The organism is Sorangium sp. So ce117 (assembly GCF_051524395.1).
Lineage (GTDB): Bacteria > Myxococcota_A > Polyangia > Polyangiales > Polyangiaceae > Sorangium > Sorangium cellulosum_B.
Genome location: NZ_CP150309.1, coordinates 12,360,285 through 12,379,527 on the forward strand (window position 1 = coordinate 12,360,285; position 19,243 = coordinate 12,379,527).

Here is a 19,243-nt window from a genome sequence, read left to right on the forward strand (position 1 = left end):
GAGCGCGGCCCCCTCTTCACCGAGCGCCGCCGTGCTCCGCGAGCCACTCCTTCGCTGCCATGAGCGCGCGCTTCGCGTACTCCCCCTCTTCGGCCGCATAGGCGTCGCGCGCCTGGGTCGCGAGCGTCATCGCCCGCGCCCGGTCCCGCGCCGATCCCCAGAGCGCCCGGGCCGCGTGGAAGCGCGTATCGGCGAGCTCGATCGGAGAGACGCCCTCGCCCTTCGCCGCATAGATGGCGAGCGCCCGCTCGGCGAACGGGCGCGCCTTTTCCGGCTCGCCCTTCTCGTTATAGGCGCTGGCGATCCCGGTGAGCATCGATGCGACCGCATGCGAGCTCGGGCCCACGGCCTTCTCCTGGATCGCCGCGGCGCGCTCGAGGCGCACAAGGCCCTCGGCGTACCTCTTCTGCGCGACGAGCGCGCTCCCCAGGTTGGCGAGCGAGGCGGCAACGCTCGCGTGATTGGGGCCGAGCGCCTTCTCGCGGATCGCGAGCGACCGCTCGTAATAAGGAGTCGCCTCGGCGAACTTCTGCTGCATCTCCAGGACGGCCCCGATGTTGTTAAGGGATGACGCCACGTCGGCGTGCTCAGGGCCGAGCGCCTTCTCCCGGATGGCGAGCACCCGCTCGTGAGCACGCCTGGCCGCGTCGGTCTCTCCGAGCATGACGAGCGCATTGCCGAGGTTGTTGACGGAGGCCGCCAGGAACGGGTGATCGGGGCCGAGCGCCGTCTCCTGGATGGCGATGGCGCGCTCGATCCGGGGCAAGGCATCTCGGTACTTGCCCTGGGTGTTGAAGAGGCGACCCAGGCTGTTGAGCGTGAGCGCGACGCTCGGATGAGAGGCGCCCAGCGTCTCCTCTCGGATCGCGAGCGCTCGCGTGGTTGCGCGCTCCGCGTCGTCGAACCGCTCGAGGTGGAGGCGGACGGTGCCCAGGCGGCTCCACGTCGCCGCGACCTCGGGATGCTTCGGGCCGAGGGCCTTCTCGAGGCCGGCCAGGGCGCGCTCGACGTGCTGCGCTGCTTCGCTGTACTTCCCCTGCTCGTCGAGGACGCTGCCCAGCGTGCTGAGCAGCCGCGCGCTCGCCAGCGTGTCGCCCCCCGTCCGCTCGACCGCGCCCTCGGCGGCCAGCTGCAGCGCGAGCGCGTCGGCGTGCCGGCCTCCCAGGTAGCCGACCACGTAGATGAGCTGCGGCCACGCCTCCGCCGCGAGGGCGTCGTCCCTGGCCCGCGCCGCCGCGCGCAGCGCCTCGCGGAGCGCCGCCTCCGCGGCCGGGGCGTCGTGCGCGTCCCGCGCCGCGCGCCCGAGCATCAAGAGCGCCTCCGCCTCGATCTGGGCATAATCCGCCGCGCGGGCCTCGTCGGCGAGCGGCCGCGCGAGCGCGAGCGCCTCGCGGAACTTGCCGGCCTCATCGAGGGCCCTGACCTCGGCAAGGCGACCCCGCAGCGCGTCGATGCGGGCCCGCGCCGCGGCGTCGGCGGGCGGCGGGATCGCCGCGGTCAGCGCGCCCGCGTCCGCGCAGCGCTCGAGGCCCGGGAGCGCGAGCGACGCCTCGATCGATCGATCGAGCACCTCGGCGTCCGCCCCCTGCGCGAAGAGCGCGGTGAGCGCCCCCATCTCCTGGCGGCGGCGCTCCAGGCACAGCGTCCGGAGATCGAGCAGCCCGGCCGACTGATCGCCCCTCACGTGCGTGGCCTCGCACGAGTCGGCGTACATCGCGACCCACGCGCGCGCTCGATCGCCCAGCGCCTTCTCCACGCGCCGGTACGTGTCCTCCGCGTGCGGCCGCCCGGTGCCGGCGAACGCTGCCCGCACCTTCGCCATCGTCGCCTCGTCCCAGACGCCCGCGAGCCTCGCCTCGCCGCCCTTGCAGAGCCTGTCCGCAGGCTGCCGCGCGAACGCGGACACGAGCAGGCCCGCGAGCGCGAGCCCCGACGCCGCGGCGAGCCCGCGCCTCCACGCCGCCGCCGGATCCTTCGCGAGATCGGCGAGCAGCGCGTCCATGTCGGGGTATCGAGCGTCCCGGTCGACGGAGAGCCCGCGCTCGAGACAGCGGCGGATCCGCGCCGGCATCTCGGCCCGTCGCGGCGGCTCTCGCACCCGCCCGAGCGCCACGTTCTCGCGCAGCTCGTCGTAGGTCTTGCCGGCGAACGGACGCTCGCCCGCGAGCGCCTCCCACAGCGACACGCAGAACGCGTACTGATCGGCCCGCGCATCCGCGGCCTCTCGCCGGTGCTGCTCCGGCGCCATGTAGACCGGCGTCCCCAGGAACGAGCCTGAACGCGTGAGCGCGGCCTCTATCCCAGCCTCCGCGGGGCCGCCGCCGGCCTCGCCCTCCGCGAGCCCCGCGAGCCCGAAATCGGTGACGCGCACGCGGCCGTCGGCGCCGACAAGGACGTTGTCGGGCTTGAAATCGCGGTGCACGAGCCCAGCGTGGTGCACCTGCGACAGCCCCTTTCCCGCCTGGAGGAAGGCCGCCACGACCTCCGAGGCGGGCCGCCGCTTCTCCGCGCAGAACGCGCGAAGCGTCCGGCCCTCGACGTGCTCCATCACCACGCGCACCTGCCCGCCCGAGGCGTCGACCTCGTGCACGGTGACGACGTTGGGGTGCTTGATCCTCGCCATGGCCTGCGCCTCACGGACGAGCCGCGCGAGCGCCGTCGCCGCGCCCGAGCGCCCCAGCACCTCGGGCCGCAGCACCTTGATCGCCACGTCGCGGCCGAGCACGTGATCGCGCGCTCGCACCACCACGCCCATGCCGCCCTCGCCGAGGCGATCGATCACCTCGAACCGGCCGAGCTTCGTCCCCGGGCGCAGATCGAGCGACGCCTCGGATCCGGGCGGCGCCGGAGGCTCGGACGCTCCCCCGTCCGGGACGACAACCGTGCTTGCGAGCGGATCGATCGTGACGCTCGAGGACACGTGCTCGTCGCGGGAGGTCGACTGCCTCGACGGGTGCTCCTCGGCTGTCGCGGAGTTCGACCGCGGCTCCTCCGAGAGCAGCGCCTCGCAGCGGGTGCAACGCGGGTTGAAGGGTGAGTTCTCCGCGCTGCACCCCGGGCAGATGATCACGCTCTCGCCCAGGCTCACAGGACGCTGTGTAGCATGCCGCGTCGCGGCCTGTGGTCTCCCGCGTCGCCCGCTCTTGGGTGGTGGGGTACTTTGACCGAAGGTGGGTCTCTTGAACCGCCAAGGCGCCATGGGCGCCAAGAAAATCCCAATAATCTTGGCGTCTTATGGCGCCTTGGCGGTTCCATCATCCCGGCAGGGCGGGGGAGAGGCGACTACCAGCAGGTCGGCTGACCCTGGCAGCACCCGGGCTCCCAGGGCTCGCAGGTCTGCTCGTCGCAGTCCGCCAGGCAGGCATCCCGCTCGGCGGTGCACAATTCGCGGTCTTCGCCTTCGCTCGACTGGATGCAGGCCAAGAAGAACCTGACGCACCGGCCCTTGCAGTTGATCAACTCCTGGCTCGCCTCGCCCACCTCGACGTCGGGGGACGGCTCCTCAGCGACCTCGACCTGACAGCCGAACAGGGTGAAGCTCGCCAGCAGCGACGCGAGAAGGACAGACAGGGATCGTTGGGTAACGCGAGTGAACATTCGACTCTCCTCGATGGTGACCGGACAGATGGAACAGCGATGTCGTTGACGTCGACAGGAGCTCACGGCGAATGGCCCTCTGCGTGTCGACCCGCGCGCAACGTGCGTTGTCCGTGGGTCGACGCGGCGCTGTCGGCGAGAAACGAAGCGTCCGGCGAAAGGTTTTGCAGCTGCCATGCCACGGCGAGCGGGCCGGGCGTCCGCCCGCGAGCTCCCGCGCTTGCGCCGAAATCGAGGCGTATCGTTCGCCTGATCTCCGGAGCTGAGCACGCGGCTGCCGAGCCCCCTGTCTCTCTGGAGGAGACACCTGTTCCTCGCGGAGAACAGCGCGCCGGCTCGCGACGGACAGCCACGACGTGGGCCGCCGGCGGCCGGCGAATCGCGGTCAGAACACGAACTTGAGGTGTCCGCCCACCGTCGCGAGCACCAGCGAGTACTTCCCGTTGCCGAGGTCGTAATCCGAGCCGGTCACCGTGCGCGGCAGGATGCCCTGCACGCGGACGTCGCCCGAGAGCGACACGCGATCGCTGAGCTTCAAGACACCCCCGACGTCCCCGATCAGCCGGTGGTTGTCGGGCGAGGCCACGTCGATTGTGCTGTCCGGCGAGGCCGCCGACTGATACCCGACCGACGCCGTCGCCAGAAACGCCTCGCTGAGCTTGTACTTGGCGCCGATCTCCGCCCACACCGTGTCGTTCCACCTGCGCGGCAGCGTCACGGTGACGCGATCGGTGATCCCGAGCTTCGGCTGCGCGAGGTCCGGAGACGTGGCCTCGACGACGAACGCCTCGATGTCCGAATAGAGCACGTACGAGAGGAGCCCATCGAGGCTGAGCTTGTCGTTCACCCGGTAGCCGACGCCGGCGGTGAGCCGCTTGGGGAGCGTGAACGAGAGCTCCACGTCGCCCTCGACCAGCGGCTTGTAACGCAGGCCCTGCTCGGCGAGGTCCTGCGTGAAGAACGGGTGGTCCATGTCGATGGCGAACTTGCCCTTGTACCGCATCGCCGCGCTGTGCTGGTACGTCAGGCCGAAGCGAAGGTCCTTGTTGGGATTGAAGGCCAGCCCGAGGTGGAACGAGGCGCCGTGCGACAGGGCCTCCTTGATCGAGATGGAGCGCGCGAGGACGTCGAGCTCGCGCAGCTCGGACGGCGTGTTCGGGCCGAAGTCGTTGTCCTGCTTGAGGTAGTCGAGGCCGTCGTGGAACTCCTTGAGGCTGCCGAAGTCCTGCACCTTCGAGAGCTCCGCGAGGCCGCTGACGTAGGACACGCCGGCGCCGAGCGAGACCTGGTCGGTCAGCTTGAGCCCGGCGGCCGCCGTGAGCGACGTCGAGACGATGAACGCCTGCCGGAGCTGCCAGCGCTGCGCGCCGTCCTGGAAGCTGAGCGCCGCGGCATAAGGCACGTACAGGCCGACGCCCACGGTCAGGCGGTTCGGCAGGACCGGGATCGCCAGGAAGGCGTTGCCCGTCGGCGCGATCGGCGTCGTCGACACCTCCTCGGCGCGGCCGCGCTTGCTGGCGTCGACGTTCGCCGGATCGAGCGGGAGCTTGAACTGGAGCGTGTCCGGCGTCTGGTACGTGCCGAGCCGCTCGCGCTGGTAGGTCGCGTGGCCGACGATGAGGCCCGCGCCCAGGACGAGCTCCGGCCGCTGGACCCCGGCGAGCTCGGCCGGGTTCCAGTAGACAGCCGCGGCGTCAGCCGTCGTGGGGCCCGAGAGGCCGCTCGTCACCCAGGGCGCGTCGATGCCCGAGGCGTGCGCGTCCCGCGCTGTCAGGCAGACGAGGCCTGTCGCGAGCGAGAGCGCGGCGAGTTCACGTCCTGTTCGTTGACGCGCACGGGCGCGGGCACCGGCGCGGGGCCGCGGGGGCGGCAGAGCTCCTTGCATGAGACGGGTCCTCACGGTGGGGGGGCCGATCACTGGATCCGGGTGAGGGTGAGCGAGAGACGATGGGGGCTCGGCTTGTCGCCGATCCTGATCTCGTACCGGTGCCCCTCGTCGTCCGCGAAGTACAGCGTATCTCCCGCCTTGACCTCCACCTTCTCGTGGAGCGCGTCGCCGTCGATCTCCTCGGTCGTCGACACCTTCTTCTCGAGCGCGGGGTCGGAGAAGAAGCCAGGGCTCTCGTAGGCATAGTCGCGCACGCGCGCGCCGTCCGCGTCCTTGCGGATGTCGTCGGGAGCGACGAAGTAGAGGTAATCCCGCTGGCCGGCGACGCCGCTCTCGGTGCTCGGCTGGTAGAGGTAGAAGTCCGCGTCACCGGCGGCGTTGTTGTTGAGCTCGAGCGCCATGTCCTTGAGGACCGCTGGATCGCTCGCGAGGTTCTCCTTGATGCTCGCGACGAGATCCTCGGTCTTCACGCCGACCGGCACGTCGCGCAGGGTCACCTCGAGGTTGGCCTCCCCCTCGGCGAGGTTGCCGTCATGGATCCGCGCCTGGGCCACGTCGAGGAGGATGTCCCAGAAGTAGGACGGCGCCGGCGGCGGGTCTTCCAGGATGACGCTCTCGTCGACGCTGATCTCGGTCCACCCGCTCTCGTCGATGCAGACCTTCACGGCCTCGAAGTCGCTCGTCGAGGTGCCCGCGGGCGCGTAGGTCGAGCAGTGATCCTCGATCTGGGCTGCCCTGAGCTCACCCGCGCGGGCGAGGATGTGCTCGAACTCCCAGAGCGGCTGTTCCCACACGGGCGAGTTGCCGCGCGGCGCGGGCTCCCGGCTCGTGCCGCCCGGCAGGAGCATCGCGTTCTCGGGGATGGCCAGCGTCAGCTCGCCGATGCTCAGGTTCCTGGCGAGGTTGTCCAGGACGAGCCAGTCCTCCTGGCTGAAATCGAACAGGGTGTCTATCTGGCCGGGCGTGCTGTTGACGCTCGCGACATCGGCCATCGTGGCGTCGACCCCCTTGTACGGCAGGGCGTTGACGTCGACGCGGACCGTCATCGTGAAGTCGTCGAGGGCCGCCTTCACCCCCGACGCGGCCTTGATGAAGCCGGGGTGCTCCGCGCCGTCCGGGTCGTCCGGATCGAGCGGCGTCGGGCCGAACTGCGCGGCGAGGCCCGCGAAATCGGTGACGACGTCGTACAGCGTGACGGGGATGGAGTGCGGCGCGACGGGGTAGACGCCGTCCGGGTGCTCGTCGTCGACCGGCCCTCTCCGGTACTGGGTATTCGGGTGGGTGCTGACGAGGTTCTCCAGGACGGCCTGCGAGGTGATCTGGACGGGGATGAGCCGCTCGTTGCCGGCCGCGCCCGTGAGGTCCGAGAGGATCTTCGACGTCGGGAGCCCGACGGCGTTACCGACCCCGAGCAGGCCCTCGAGGCTCGTGCCGCGGAGATCGGCGTTCTCCGGCGTCATGTTCAGGAGCCCGACGAGGTTCCGCGACGCCGGCGGGAGCGCCGCGATCTCCGCGGGGGCCATGTACATGACCTTGAGCAGCGCGTTCTCGATGAGCGTCGAGATGTCGAGATCGAGCAGCCATATCCCCTCGAGGGTGGGCCGCGGGATGGCCTTGAGCTCCTCGAGCGTGAGCGTCTTGGCGAAGCCCCTCGCGTCGAACCGCAGGAACTCGAGCGTGAGGGTGCGGCTCTCGTTCATGCCGAGCGCCGGCGGGGGCGGCGCCTGCTCCACCGTGACGGCCTCGACGCAGCCGGGCAGCGCAGAGGAGAGCGCGGCGGTGAGCAGAGGGCCGAGCCGGGAGAGCCGGCGGGCGGCGGGTGCGGCGGGGCGGGTGCGGTCTCGCGCTTCCATGATCAGAGCTTCTCCACGTCGGCGGTGATCTCCACCGGATCGTCGCTCTCGGGCACGTAGAAGCGGACCTCGTAGACGGCGCCCTCGTCGTCTTGCATGTACAGCGTGGTCTCGCCCGGCGGCAGCCTGTATTTCTCGTGCGTCGTGTCGTCGACGCCGTCGAGCTCCTTCGTCGAGACCTTGCTCGCCTCGCTGAGATCCGGGCTCGTGAAGAAGCCGGGACTTTCGTAGGTGTAGGCGCGGGGGGCCTCCGAGCTTTGATCCGAAGGCCTGAGGTCGTCCTCGGCGACGAAGAACAAGGTGGGCGCGCCGTCGGGCGCGCCGCGGCCGTAGAAGAAGTCGAGCCCGTCGTTGTTAACCCAGTAACGGCCCAGGATGATGTCCGCGATCTCGTTGGCCTGGCTCTGCAGGGTCGGGCGGAGGTCGGCCTCGATCTCGTCGGCGGTAAGGCCGATGCTGACGCCGTGGAGAGCGTATATAGGCTGGGCGGCGCCCTCGGAGATCTCGGGGGCGCCGTCGCCGGTCGGGTCGTGGATGGCGGCTTGGCCGACCTCGGTGAGCAGTTCCCAGAGGAACTGAGGTTCAGGGGTCGCCGGATGAGTGCTGCCGACATGGGCCGTGAAGCTGGACCATCCGCGCGGCTCGTCGCCCAGGCCGATGTTGACGCCCACCTCGCATGTCCCGCTCACGCGGAAGTAGCACCCTGCGAATGGCGCACGCTCGCCATACGTCAGGTAAGCCGCCTTGCCGACGATGTGCTCCATCATGAATGGCGGGGCAGACCATACCGTCTTGGAGCCGACCGGCATGCCTGGACGGTTCTCCTTGCAGGCTGGTTCCTCGGACTCGACGCACGCCTCCACCTCGGTGGGCATCTCGTGCAGCGAGATGCGCATATCGATGGTCGGCGTCGGGGCGATGCCGCTGATCTGGAGCTTCTCCGGATCGGTGAAGTCGAACCGGAGCGGCGCGTCGCCGTCCCGGAGGAACATGTCGCCGGCGCCCTTCGAGAGGTCGACCCCGGAGACCCGGCGCAGGCCGGACTCGGCGACGACGCGCATCTGGAAGTCGGGCAGGAGGACATCGCTCTTCGTCGTGAACGTCTCATCGTCGCGTACGAGCACGCCAGGGTGATCCCCGCTGGGCCCGAGCTTCTCGGACAGCGGCTGGAGATCGAGCAGGGCCTCGTAGAGGCTGACAGACATCCTCACGCCATCCGGGTTGGCGATGGCCGGGTGCGTGCCGAGCAGCTGCTGCTGGAGGGCGAGGATGAGCTTGGGTATCGGCACGAAGGGCGCCGTCCGGTTGTTGCGCACGGCCGTCGGAGCCGGCTGGACCGCCAGATCGATGGTGATGCTGTCGGCGAGGACGTCGGCGAAGTCGAACGTGAACGTGTCGGGGTTGTCATCGAAGAGCGCCTTCAGCTCCGTGAGCGTCGTACCCGTCACATTGGCGTTGGCAGGCGTCATGCTGAGCAGCCGCACCAGCGCGAACTCTGGGGACGTCCGCCACTCGGTCCCGAAGCTCCGGCCGAGCTCGGTGAGCGAGCAGTCGTGGCCGGGGTTCGGGTTGTCGTTCTGCCACGAGGTCCCACACGCGTTCTGGATCTGCTCGAGCGCGCTCTGGAGCAGCCCGGTCGTGTCCACGTCGAGGATCGTGATCTGCTTGGCGCCGTCCTCGCCGAAGACCTGGAGCGCCTTCTGCTTGTCGAGCTCCAGCACGACGGACGGGACCTGGGCGTCGTCGATGCGCAGGCGGAACCGGTTCGGCTCCTCGATGACCACGCCGCCGCCTCCGCCGCCCTCGCCGCCGCTCCCCCCGCCGCCAGCGGCCCCGCTGCCGCCGCCGCCTCCGTCGTCGCCGCATGCGGCGAGCGCGGTGAGCAGCACGAGGGAAGCGCCGCGGAGCGCGGCGCCGCGCCGGGAGGAGAGGGCGAGCGAGAAGTGCGTCATGCGAGGGTTCCTCGTCGAGGGATCTTCCAGAGATCCGCAGGAAGAGACGCCCGATGCTACCGAACTTCGACGCCACGGCGCGACAAAGAGTTCGTGCCGCGACGGCGCGGTGAGCTCGATCCGCGACGACGCCAGGAGCGCCAGGACACGTGTCGGTTTCCTACGGCTGCTCGTCCGCTTGTCGGTCTTCTGTCGCCGAGCCGTTTGGCGCCTGTCTACGCGTCCCTGAGATCGCTCTGGACGTTCGCTGATGGCATGGACGGCTCGCCCAATGCGTCCGCCTGGGCGCTCGTTGCGGTCGAGGGCGGTTCATGCGGCGCGGCCGCGGGCGGCTCGTGCGGCGGAGCCGCGGGCGGCTCGGCCGGCGTCGCCGGCGGCGGTGGCCGCATGGACGACGGCGCGCCCACGAGCTCGCGCGTCCGGTCGAAGAACGCGCGCAGCAGCGTGAGGCTCGGCTTGCGCTTGCCTGCCGCGATCGCGAGCACCTCCTCGCGGATCGCGGCGTTGATCGGCGTCGCGATGCCGAGCGCCGCGCCGCGCTCGACGACCTCGCCGTTCAGGAAGTCGACGGCCGGCGGGCGGCCTCGCTCGATGGCGGCGAGCATCGAGGAGCGCATGCGGCGGAAGCGCGCGCCCACGGCGAGGAGCAGCGCGTGCTTCGCGAAGAGCCCCGGCGAGCCCACGGCGGTGCGCTCGGCGTCCGTGAGCGCGATCCAGTCGAGGTCGAGCGTCCCTGCGACCTTCTCGAGGCGCACGCCGATCGTGCGCGAGACCTGCACGGTCTCGGTCATGATCTCCAGCGCGAGGCGGCGGACGAAGCGATGCCTGAGCAGCACGCCGAGGCGATCGCCGCCGACGGTGCCGAGCGACGAGATGGCGCAGTTGATCGCGAGCTTCGACCAGCGCGCCCCGGCGAGGTTGTCCGTCACCGTCGTCGGTCCGATCGCCTCGAGGATGCGCGCGAGCTCGTCGAGGCGCGGGTCGCTCGCCCCGTCGAGCCGGCCGAGGACGAAGCCGCCGCTCGAGGTGCGGTCGTACACGCCGGGCTCCACCATCGAGGCGCCCCACGCGACGATCCCCCCGAAGGTGCGCTCCGGGCCGGCGATGCGCGCGATGCGCTCCTCGCAGAGGCCGTTCTGGAGGCAGATCATCGCGCCCGTCGGGGCGAGGTGCGCGACCGCGTTCCGCGCGGCCTCCTCGACCTGCGGCGGCTGCGTCGCCAGGAGGATGTAGTCGAAGGGGCGGGTGTCCGGGCCGAGCTCCCGCACCGCGCGGCCCCCGACCGTGCCAGGGCTCGTCTCGCCGCGCACCCGGAAGCCGCCGGCGTTGATGGCGTCCGCGATGAGCGCGTTCGTCGTGAAGGCCGTGACGTCGTGGCCCTGCTCGAACAGGTACGCGGCGATGATGCCGCCGATCCCGCCGCAGCCGACGACAAGCAGCCGGGGGGCGGAGGACGCGGGGGCCACGGAGGCACCCGGGGCAAGCTCGGCAGGTGAATCGATGAAGCTCATGAAAGATCCATTACCACCGCTGCGGCGCGGGCTCGACGGGCTCGAGGGGAGCGGCACAAGGGGGCGGGGGTGTCGGAAGCCACGGCGGCTTCCGCAGCGCGTCATGTGTGAGCAGCGGGGGGGCGGCGGTGGCTCGCGGGGCGGCCCGCATGGGTGTTACAGCCCCACGTCCCCAGCTGCCTCGAAGGCTGAGAGCAGTTGCCGGAAGCTCTGGATGTGCCCCGTGCGCGCGCAACGCGCCCGCAGCGCCTCGAAGTACGACGGCTCGATCACCACGCCTGGGCGCTGCTTCGTGTAGCGATGGCTGCGCTCGATGAGCATGGCCTTGAGATACGCCAGGTGGAAGCTGGCGCGGGTGACGTAGCCCGGATAGGTCCCCATCCGCTCGGGATCGTCCGTGCTCACGTCGTAGAAGCGCTTGAAATCGACGAGCTGGGGTGACTGTGGGCCGGCGCGGAGGAAGCCGTCGTGCCCCAGAAACCAGGTCTCGATGCAGCAATGCTGGATGATGATGCGGATCTCGAGGGAGGGATTGGTCCTTGCCATGCGGGTGCCCTGGAGCTCGGCCTGCACGGCGCGGTGGACCTCGGCGTAGCGAGCCTCGTACGTGTCCTCGTCCGAGTCGATACAGATCCAGAATTCCTGCACGCGACCGGCGTTGGTTTCGATGTCCTGGAGGAGGCCGGCGATCCTGCGATAAACCGAGGGATAGCCCTTGCCGCTCACGAGGACGTAGCCGTCGGCGATCAGGTCGGCCACGTTGGGCACGCGACGCAGCGCGGGGAGCCGGTGTCGAAGCCATGCCTCGTAGACCCTCGGCTCGGTCTCGGCACCCTCCACGAGGAGGACGAGGTTCATCCCTGGACCCCGTGCTCGTACTCCGGCAGGTTGATGAGGCGCGTGAAGCGGTCGAGGTGCGAACGCTCCTCTGCCATCGCCGGGATTTTCTCAGCCTCGAGGACCCGCACGCGACTGCCCTTCCGGGTGACGATCTTCCAGTGGCTCGGCGGGATTTGCTCGATGATGTAGGGGTGGTGGCTGGTCAGAACGAGCTGGAGGTACGGCGCGCGGCTCAGGAGGAAGCGTGTCACTGCGGGCAGGCAGTTGACGCCAAGGCTCGACTCCAGCTCGTCGATGAGCACCACCGTACCAGGCGGAGCGAACGAGAGGTGGATAAGGAAGGAGAGGTAACGCTGCATGCCAGAGGACATGTCGTAAAAGAAGATCCAGCTATCGACGCCCGACTCGGCTGCCGTGAGCGCGAGGTTGTAGCTACCCCCTAACTCCTTGCTCGCCTCGGAGCCCATAGGGTAGTAGCGCTGGACCTTGAGCTTCTCGACAGTGGGAAACGCTTCGCTGAACGCCTCCTCTATCTCGGCGAACGCCTCTGGAAACACCTCCTGGAGAAGCTCGGCCTTGTGGTGCAGCGGCAGCGTGAAGTCCGCACCGAGATCTGCCGCGGATTGGTAGTTGCCACGCCGCTTCTCGAAGTGAGTCTCCGTCGTAAATCCATGGCTCGGCAACGTTTCGAGCGCTGATCGAGGAATACAGCGCGAAAAGGCCTTGTAAACCGGAGCCATCTGCGGGTCTTCCTTGAGGACGGCAATTGCGCTCTGCGCCCGGTCCAGCTTGGGGAGTGCATGGCCATTCAGAAGGAAGCGCTCAGGCGAGCGTTCCACGATGGCCCGGTCTCCCTGGAAGATGCGCTCGGTTCGGATGAGGGGCGGCTCCTCGGCGTGCAGCGCGCCGTGCTCTTCTGCCCCTCGCCCGACGCGCGGCTCCAGATCGGCTTCCCAGCGGTACGTGAGCCCTTCGTGCTCGAAGCCGATCACGAAGCTGGCCCCGCGGACTGCATCGATCAGCTCATCCTCTTCCTTCTCTCCGAGCGCCACGGCGCGGACCTGCTCGATCGCCCGCACGATCCGCGTCTTGCCCGCCCCGGACACGCCGACCAGCAGGTTGAACGCATCGAGCACCATCGGCTCGAGCGTCCAGCCACGCCCAGCGCTCTGAAACTCGAAGGTCAGGATCCTCATACGGCGGCCAGTCTACGCGCCTGCCCCATTCCGGCTAGCCCTGCCGGCTCGACTGCGGCGCCCCCTCCGCCGCCCCCCTCAATCGACCGGCGCCAGCACCTCGATCGCCTTCGGCTCCAGCGTGACCGTGATCGGCAGCTTCCCGAGCGGCTCGCCGTCCACGTCGAGGAAGAACGACTGCTCGACGTCGCGGTTCAGGAGCGTGAGCTCGATGCTATCGCACTGGAAGTGGCGCACGTCCGGGTGGCGGATGTGCGAGCCCGTGTACATGCCGGTTGACACGGCCGCGAAGCGGAGGTGGGGCGCGGCGCCCAGGTCGATGACGTCGAACACGCCGTCGTCGAGCTTCGCCATCGGCGCGAGCTGCATGCCCGCGCCGAAGAAGCGGCCGTTGCAGATCCCGACCATGCGCGTCGAGATCTCCTCTTCGCGGCGCTCCCCGCGCAGCGTCGTGACGCAGCGCACCCGGCCGACGCGGCTGCGGACGAGGCCCCGGAGCGAGGCGAGCGAGTAGGCGAGCGTGTTGCCGAGCACCCGCGACGACTCGTTGACCAGCGAGACCACGACGCCGCTCATGCCCGCGGAGAGGACGTTGACGAAGAACGCGTCGGCCCGCTGGCCGTCGCGCGTCTCGTACGAGAGGCGGCCCACGTCGATCTGGCGCGTGTGGCCGCTCGCGATCGCGGTGCAAAAGCTGTCGAGCCGGCGGGTGAGCTTCAGCGTCTTGCAGAGATCGCTGCCGGTGCCCGCGCCGATGATCCCGAGCCGCGTGCCGGTGGCGCCCCGGTCCCTCGCCTGCATAAGGCCGTTCACGACCTCGCTGATGCTGCCGTCCCCGCCGACCGCCACGACGGTCTCGCGCCCGCCGAGCGCGGCTTCGCGCGCGAGATCGACGGCGTGGCGCGGGCGATCCGTGCGCACGATGTCGACGTCGCCGAGGATGCGGCGGATGGGCGTCAGCATCTCGTCGAAGAGCCTGCCCGTCTTTCCGCCGCTGGACCGGGGGTTCACGATGAGGAGGGGGCGCATGCGGGCACCGATGCTAGATGCCGCAGGCCGCCCAGGGCGAGGTGTTTTTGTCGCGAGCCCCGCGGCGGCGGTCACTGCTTCGTGCAGCCGCAGCCGCAGTCGTCGCTGAAGTAGCTCCAGCCGGGCTCGCACACGAAGCGGATCCGAGCGCACTCGTCCCGATCCTGCCCCACGTACTTGAGCATCGGGCTGTCGGTCCCGCAGCCTGGCGGGCTGCTCATGCCCGGCGCGCCGCCGGCGCCGGTCGGCTCGCCCTCCGGGCCCCGCACGCTCCCCGTCTCCGCGCCCTTCGCGCTGTCGGCCGGCGGCGCTGCCACGGGCGCGCCGCTCGGTGCGCCGCGGCAACCCGTGACGAGCGAGCCGAGCAGCACGAGCAGCGATGGCGAGGAGGGGAGGTGTCGAGTTGGCATGAAGGTGGCTCCGGTGGCAGAGAGGCAGTGACAGGCCCGCCCCGCGGGGCTCGGCGGTGAAGGCGCGTCGCTTACGCCCTCCCTCGATGGAGCTCCGACCGGCGCGAGCCGGCGGGGTGGGGGAGCGCCCCGTCGCTGCCCGAGCTCTCGTTGCGCGGGGCGCGCGCGGCGCCGGCCGGGAGCGCGGCGCCCTGGGCCTCCTCCTTTGCAGTCTTGGGCAGATCCGCCCCCGTATCGCTGGCATCCTTGGCGCCCGTGCGCTTCCCCTCAGGCGATCGGTGCTCGATGATGGCGTTGATCTCGGCCCCGAGGAGCACCGCCAACGAGGAGATCCACATCCAGAGGAGGAGAATGATGACGCCGCCCAGCGCGCCGTAGCTCACCTCGTAGCTGCCGAACCGGCTGACATAAAAGGAGAAGCCGAGGGACGCGATGACCCAGATCACGACCGCCACGATCGACCCCGGGGTGATGAACTTGAACTTCTGCTCGACGTCGGGGAGCAAGTAATAGAGGGTTGCCAGGACCACCATCACGATGAGCGCCGACACCGGCATGCGCAGCCAGAGGACAAGCGTCGCGAAGGGGCCGAGGTGCGCGGCGAGCGCCGGCGTGGCGACCGCAATCGCCGAGGCGACCGTCAGCAGGACGGCGCCGCCGATCGTGACCAGCAGGGCGATCCCACGGCGCTTGAGGTACGACCGCCTGTCCTCGACGCCATAGGCAGAGTTGAGCGCCTCCATCAGTGCGGTGACGCCGCCCGAGGCGGCCCAGACCGCGCCGAGGGCGCCGACCGTCAGGAGCGCCGGGCTCTGGCCCCCGGTGAGCGCCTGAAGGCGCTCGCCCAGGATGTTGGCCACGGCGGGCGGGGCCACCTGGTACAATTCGCCCATCAGCCGCGCGGACTCGGCAGGATCGATGACCAGGCCGGCGAGGGCGACCGCGAAGAGCAGGAACGGGAAGATCGCGAGGACACCGAAGAACGCCAGCGAAGCAGCGACGGTGTCGATCTTGTCCTTGATACATTCCTGCTTGATGTCGTTCAGGAAATCCTTCCAGGGGATCTCTCTTCCGGGCAGGTGCATGATGGACCTTCCGTGGGGCGCATGGAGCGCTGCTGGGTTCTTCCTGGGGCGGCTCGCGCCGGAGGCGCTGTACGCTGTCATGAAAAGCAACGGGGGTGCCAGGCCTGCGGCTGCAGCTCCCCGGACAGGTCGGCGATTTTCGCGCGCGGGGCCCCGGCCGAGCGCAGAGGCGGCTCGATCCTCGCGCGTGGCGCGAATTGCCCCACACGGCAGAACGGCCACGGCGCGAGCGCCCGAGGCCACCTGGCCGGGCGCTCGCGCCGTGGCCTCCGGCCGCCAGCGCGGGCGCCCCGCCGCCAGCGTGGGCGCTCCGCCCCGCGCGGCCGGGCGCTCCGCCGGCGGCCTGCCGGCGCCGCGAGCTAGCTCATCGCCTTGCCGATGAACTCGTGCAGCTCCGGATCATTCCCGTGTTGCGTCCTCACCGAGGGATCCTCCCGGTACATCGTGTTGAGCGCCCTCTCGATGCCGGGGTTCTTCCCCGTGAACGCGTCGATGAGCTCCCGCATGCGCTTCACGATCTGCTGCACCGGCTCGCTCTTCGGGCCTTCGCCCTTCTGCATCTCCGCCCGCATGTCGTCGTAGATCTGCGTCCACGCCGACTCGGCCTCACGCATCTTCTCGGGGCCCATCGCCTCTGCGCGCTGCTTGAGCTCCTCGAGCTGCTCTGGGGTGTAATATTTCTCGCTCATGGTCATCACCTCGATGGTTTGAAGGAGCTGCTCCACAGAGACGTCCTCTCCCGACCGCAGGACGTGGGCCAGGCCCTCGAGCCGCGCGCAGAGCCGCTGCTCCAGCGCGATCTGCTCGCGCAGCCGCGACAGGTGGAGCTCGATGGTCTGGAGCGGAGAGAACCCCGGCTGGTCCAGGCACGCGGCGATCTGCTCCAGGCTGAAGCCGAGCTCGCGCAACGACTTGATCTGCTGGAGCCGGGCGACGTCGCCCGCCGAGTACATCCGGTGCCCCGACGCGGTGCGATGCGACGGGGCGAGCAGGCCGATCTCCTCGTAATAGTGGAGCGTGCGGACGGAGAGGCCGGTCTGCCGGGCGAGATCGCCGACTTTCAACGGTGCTGAACGCATGGCGTTACCCCTGTTTCCAGGGCGGGTGAGCACGTCCATGCCCCGGAGGCTAGGTCCTCACGTAGCGTGAGGATCAAGGGCCCGCCTTCACTTTTTTCGCTCGACCGGGGCGCTGCGCGGAGCGGCCCGGGCGGGACAGGCCTCTCCCTCGCCCCGCGCAGGGTCACCGCATGCGGAGCGTGTATCTCTCGACCGACCTGTACTGAGGTGGCCAGTCGATGTCGAAGCCCTGCTCCGCGGCGGCGTGCCGGGTCCAGTACGGGTCATAGAGGTGCGCCCGCGCGAGCGCGCACAGGTCGGCTCTCCCGGCCGCGACGATGCTGTTCACGTCCGCGTAGCTCTGGATGTTGCCCACCGTGATCGTCGGCACGTTGGCTTCCAGCCGCACGAGCTCCGAGAGCGGCGTCTGGAACAGCCGGCCGTGCTCCGGTTTGCTGGACGGGTCCGTCTGTCCTGCCGAGACGTGGATGATGTCGGCGCCGTGCTCTCGCAGCATCGTCGAGAGCGCGATCAGATCGTCCGTCGTGAGCCCGCCCGGCGCCCAGTCGGTGGCGGAGATGCGCACGCTCATGGGCTTCTCCGCCGGCCACGCGGCCCGCACCGCGTCGAACACCTCCAGCGGGTAGCGCATCCGGTTCTCGATCGGACCGCCGTACGCGTCATCGCGCCTGTTCGTGAGCGGCGAGATGAAGCTCGCGAGCAGGTAGCCGTGCGCGCAGTGCAGCTCGATCAGGTCGAACCCGGCCTCGTCCGCCCGCCTCGCCGCCTGCACGAAATCCGAGGTCACCTGGTCCATGTCCCCGCGATCCATCGCCTTCGGGACCTGGCTCTCCGTCAGGTACGGGATGGCGGAGGCGCTGAGCAGCGGCCAGGCGCCGCGCTCGAGCGGCACATCCATGCCCTCCCAGAGCAGCTTCGTCGCGCCCTTGCGCCCGGCGTGGGCCAGCTGGACGCCGATCTTGGCCCGGGAGCGCGCGTGGACGAAATCGACGACGCGCCGCCACCCCTCGACGTGGTCGGGGCGATAGAGCCCCGCGCAGCCCGGCGTGATGCGCGCTTCCGGGCTGACGTCGGTCATCTCCGTGATGACGAGCCCTGCGCCTCCGAGCGCCCGGCTGCCGAGGTGGACGAGGTGCCAGTCGTCGATCTGCCCGTCCTCGGCCGAGTACTGGCACATGGGCGACACAACGACCCGGTTCTCCAGCACGAGCGATCGCAGCCGGAACGGCGTGAACATCGGCGGCGGCGGCGCCCCATCCCCGGCGAGGAGGCGCGCCCCCGCCTGCGCTTCCGCCTTGCGCGCCACGTGCGCGTCGATCTCGCGCACGAACGCCGGGTCGCGCGCCTTCAGTCCCTCGTGCGTCACCCGCAGGCTCCGCGTCAGCAGGCTGAACATGAACTCCACCGGGTCGAGCGCCATGTAGCGCTCGGTGTTCTCGAACCACAGCAGGCTCACCTGCGCGGCCCGCTGGAGCGCGAGCACCTTGGGCTTGCGCTCCGCCTCGTAGGCGGCGAGCGCCTCGGGCACGCCCCGGTGTCGCTGGAGGCTGTCGACGAGCGCGATGGCGTCCTCGAGCGCGAGCTTCGTCCCCGAGCCGATCGAGAAGTGCGCCGTGTGCGCGGCGTCCCCGAGCAGCACCACGTTGCCCGCGCTCCAGCGCTCGTTGTGCACCGTGGGGAAGCTCCGCCAGACGCTCCGGTTCTTCAGCAGCCGGTGTCCCTGGAGCTTTTCGGCGAAGAGCTCCTCGAAGTACGCGATCGTCTCGTCCTCGCCGGCGCGATCGAGGCCCGCGCGCCGGAAGGTCTCCTCCCGGCATTCGACGATGAAGGTCGAGCGCTGCGGCTCGTAGCGGTACGCGTGGACCCGGAAGAGGCCGTGGCGGTTCTCCTCGAAGTAGAAGGTGAAGGCGTCGAACGGGAACGTCGTGCCGAGCCACACGAACCGGTTCGGGCGGACGTCGATGCGCGGCCCGAACCGGTCGGCGAATTGCTCGCGGATCCGGCTGTTCACCCCGTCGGCCGCGACGACCAGATCGCTCTCGGCGGCGGCCTCTGCCGGGTCCGTCACCTCTTCCTCGAAGCGCAGGACGACGCCGAGCTCGCGCGCCCGGTCCCCCAGGATCGCGAGCAGCTTCCGGCGCGAGAGGCCGCTGAAGCCGTGCCCCCTCGAAACGAGGACGCGCCCGCCGAAGTGCGCGTGGAGCTCGTCCCAGTGGGCGAGGCTGCTCCGGATCGCGTCGTAGCTCGGGCGATCCGCGTCGGCGAGGCCGTCGAGCGTCGCGTCCGAGAACACGACCCCGAAGCCGAAGGTGTCATCGGGCCGATTCCGCTCGACCACGACGACCTCGCGCCGGGGGTCTGCCTGCTTCGCCAGGAGGGCGAAATAGAGGCCCGCCGGCCCGCCGCCCACGCATGTGATCCTCAACGCCCTGCTCCTCTGCTCCCGCGTCTGCGCCCGCGCCGGAGCCTACACGAGAACGCCGAGGTACAGCGCCGCTCCGGTGGAAATCAAGGTTGGACAGGATCGAAGAACGGGATTTCCGGGACTCGCAAGAGCTGGTTCGCATCATCGCGCGATCGAGCGCGGCAGTCCGCGCCGTCACCCGGCTCGCACAGGCGCCCGGCGGCGCAGTTATCAGAGATGACCACCCCACCCGATCTCATGGCGACTCCGAGAGCGCTGCGAGCATCGGTGTCGGGCCCGACGGCCAGAGGGCGAATTCGGCGCGCTGGAGCAGATCGGTCCGCTTCATCTGACAATTCCCCTCATGCCTCATGGATTGGCATTTGGGGGCGGAAAATT

13 protein-coding genes are annotated in these 19,243 nt (G+C 70.0%); all 13 read right to left on the reverse strand.

Annotation, left to right across the window (positions count from 1 at the left end):
- Nucleotides 1–16: 16 nt before the first annotated feature.
- The 13 genes from WMF46_RS46385 to WMF46_RS46445 all read right to left on the reverse strand — a co-directional run bounded on the left by WMF46_RS46385 (nt 17) and on the right by WMF46_RS46445 (nt 18,865).
- Nucleotides 17–3,088, reverse strand: coding sequence for a tetratricopeptide repeat protein (locus WMF46_RS46385; protein WP_437983103.1), 3,072 nt, complete (start codon nt 3,086–3,088; stop codon nt 17–19).
- A 194-nt stretch (nt 3,089–3,282) separates the two neighbouring features.
- Nucleotides 3,283–3,597, reverse strand: coding sequence for a hypothetical protein (locus WMF46_RS46390; protein WP_437983104.1), 315 nt, complete (start codon nt 3,595–3,597; stop codon nt 3,283–3,285).
- Nucleotides 3,598–3,982: 385 nt separating this feature from the next.
- Nucleotides 3,983–5,482 (reverse strand): OmpP1/FadL family transporter, encoded by a 1,500-nt coding sequence (locus tag WMF46_RS46395; protein ID WP_437983105.1) that lies wholly within the window; start codon nt 5,480–5,482, stop codon nt 3,983–3,985.
- A 29-nt stretch (nt 5,483–5,511) separates the two neighbouring features.
- On the reverse strand, nt 5,512–7,338 hold the full coding sequence (locus WMF46_RS46400; RefSeq protein WP_437983106.1) for an acetyltransferase: 1,827 nt from the start codon (nt 7,336–7,338) through the stop codon (nt 5,512–5,514).
- 2 nt (nt 7,339–7,340) lie between these two features.
- Nucleotides 7,341–9,290 (reverse strand): hypothetical protein, encoded by a 1,950-nt coding sequence (locus WMF46_RS46405; protein ID WP_437983107.1) that lies wholly within the window; start codon nt 9,288–9,290, stop codon nt 7,341–7,343.
- A gap of 215 nt (nt 9,291–9,505) precedes the next feature.
- Nucleotides 9,506–10,801, reverse strand: coding sequence for a ketopantoate reductase family protein (locus WMF46_RS46410; protein ID WP_437983108.1), 1,296 nt, complete (start codon nt 10,799–10,801; stop codon nt 9,506–9,508).
- 156 nt (nt 10,802–10,957) lie between these two features.
- Nucleotides 10,958–11,659 (reverse strand): hypothetical protein, encoded by a 702-nt coding sequence (locus WMF46_RS46415; protein ID WP_437983109.1) that lies wholly within the window; start codon nt 11,657–11,659, stop codon nt 10,958–10,960.
- Nucleotides 11,656–12,837, reverse strand: a complete 1,182-nt coding sequence (locus WMF46_RS46420; protein WP_437983110.1) for an AAA family ATPase — start codon at nt 12,835–12,837, stop codon at nt 11,656–11,658. Before WMF46_RS46420 ends, WMF46_RS46415 begins: the two co-directional genes overlap by 4 nt.
- A gap of 78 nt (nt 12,838–12,915) precedes the next feature.
- Nucleotides 12,916–13,866: a diacylglycerol/lipid kinase family protein gene (locus WMF46_RS46425; protein WP_437983111.1), complete on the reverse strand. Its 951-nt coding sequence runs from the start codon at nt 13,864–13,866 to the stop codon at nt 12,916–12,918.
- A 71-nt stretch (nt 13,867–13,937) separates the two neighbouring features.
- Entirely contained in the window at nt 13,938–14,276 is a 339-nt protein-coding gene (locus WMF46_RS46430; RefSeq protein WP_437983112.1) for a hypothetical protein, read from the reverse strand.
- A 71-nt stretch (nt 14,277–14,347) separates the two neighbouring features.
- Nucleotides 14,348–15,361 (reverse strand): YihY/virulence factor BrkB family protein, encoded by a 1,014-nt coding sequence (locus WMF46_RS46435; protein ID WP_437983113.1) that lies wholly within the window; start codon nt 15,359–15,361, stop codon nt 14,348–14,350.
- A gap of 359 nt (nt 15,362–15,720) precedes the next feature.
- Nucleotides 15,721–16,440: a MerR family transcriptional regulator gene (locus WMF46_RS46440; protein ID WP_437983114.1), complete on the reverse strand. Its 720-nt coding sequence runs from the start codon at nt 16,438–16,440 to the stop codon at nt 15,721–15,723.
- Nucleotides 16,441–16,603: 163 nt separating this feature from the next.
- Entirely contained in the window at nt 16,604–18,865 is a 2,262-nt protein-coding gene (locus tag WMF46_RS46445) for a bifunctional salicylyl-CoA 5-hydroxylase/oxidoreductase (protein ID WP_437983115.1), read from the reverse strand.
- Nucleotides 18,866–19,243 lie beyond the last annotated feature (378 nt).

What these genes read in the sequence shown, in the direction of transcription:
- WMF46_RS46390 (WP_437983104.1), bottom strand. Translation starts at nt 3,597, where the DNA reads ATGTTCACTCGCGTTACCCAACGATCCCTGTCTGTCCTTCTCGCGTCG.
- WMF46_RS46395 (WP_437983105.1), bottom strand. Translation starts at nt 5,482, where the DNA reads ATGCAAGGAGCTCTGCCGCCCCCGCGGCCCCGCGCCGGTGCCCGCGCC.
- WMF46_RS46400 (WP_437983106.1), bottom strand. Translation starts at nt 7,338, where the DNA reads ATGGAAGCGCGAGACCGCACCCGCCCCGCCGCACCCGCCGCCCGCCGG.
- WMF46_RS46405 (WP_437983107.1), bottom strand. Translation starts at nt 9,290, where the DNA reads ATGACGCACTTCTCGCTCGCCCTCTCCTCCCGGCGCGGCGCCGCGCTC.
- WMF46_RS46410 (WP_437983108.1), bottom strand. Translation starts at nt 10,801, where the DNA reads ATGAGCTTCATCGATTCACCTGCCGAGCTTGCCCCGGGTGCCTCCGTG.
- WMF46_RS46415 (WP_437983109.1), bottom strand. Translation starts at nt 11,659, where the DNA reads ATGAACCTCGTCCTCCTCGTGGAGGGTGCCGAGACCGAGCCGAGGGTC.
- WMF46_RS46420 (WP_437983110.1), bottom strand. Translation starts at nt 12,837, where the DNA reads ATGAGGATCCTGACCTTCGAGTTTCAGAGCGCTGGGCGTGGCTGGACG.
- WMF46_RS46425 (WP_437983111.1), bottom strand. Translation starts at nt 13,866, where the DNA reads ATGCGCCCCCTCCTCATCGTGAACCCCCGGTCCAGCGGCGGAAAGACG.
- WMF46_RS46430 (WP_437983112.1), bottom strand. Translation starts at nt 14,276, where the DNA reads ATGCCAACTCGACACCTCCCCTCCTCGCCATCGCTGCTCGTGCTGCTC.
- WMF46_RS46435 (WP_437983113.1), bottom strand. Translation starts at nt 15,361, where the DNA reads ATGCACCTGCCCGGAAGAGAGATCCCCTGGAAGGATTTCCTGAACGAC.
- WMF46_RS46440 (WP_437983114.1), bottom strand. Translation starts at nt 16,440, where the DNA reads ATGCGTTCAGCACCGTTGAAAGTCGGCGATCTCGCCCGGCAGACCGGC.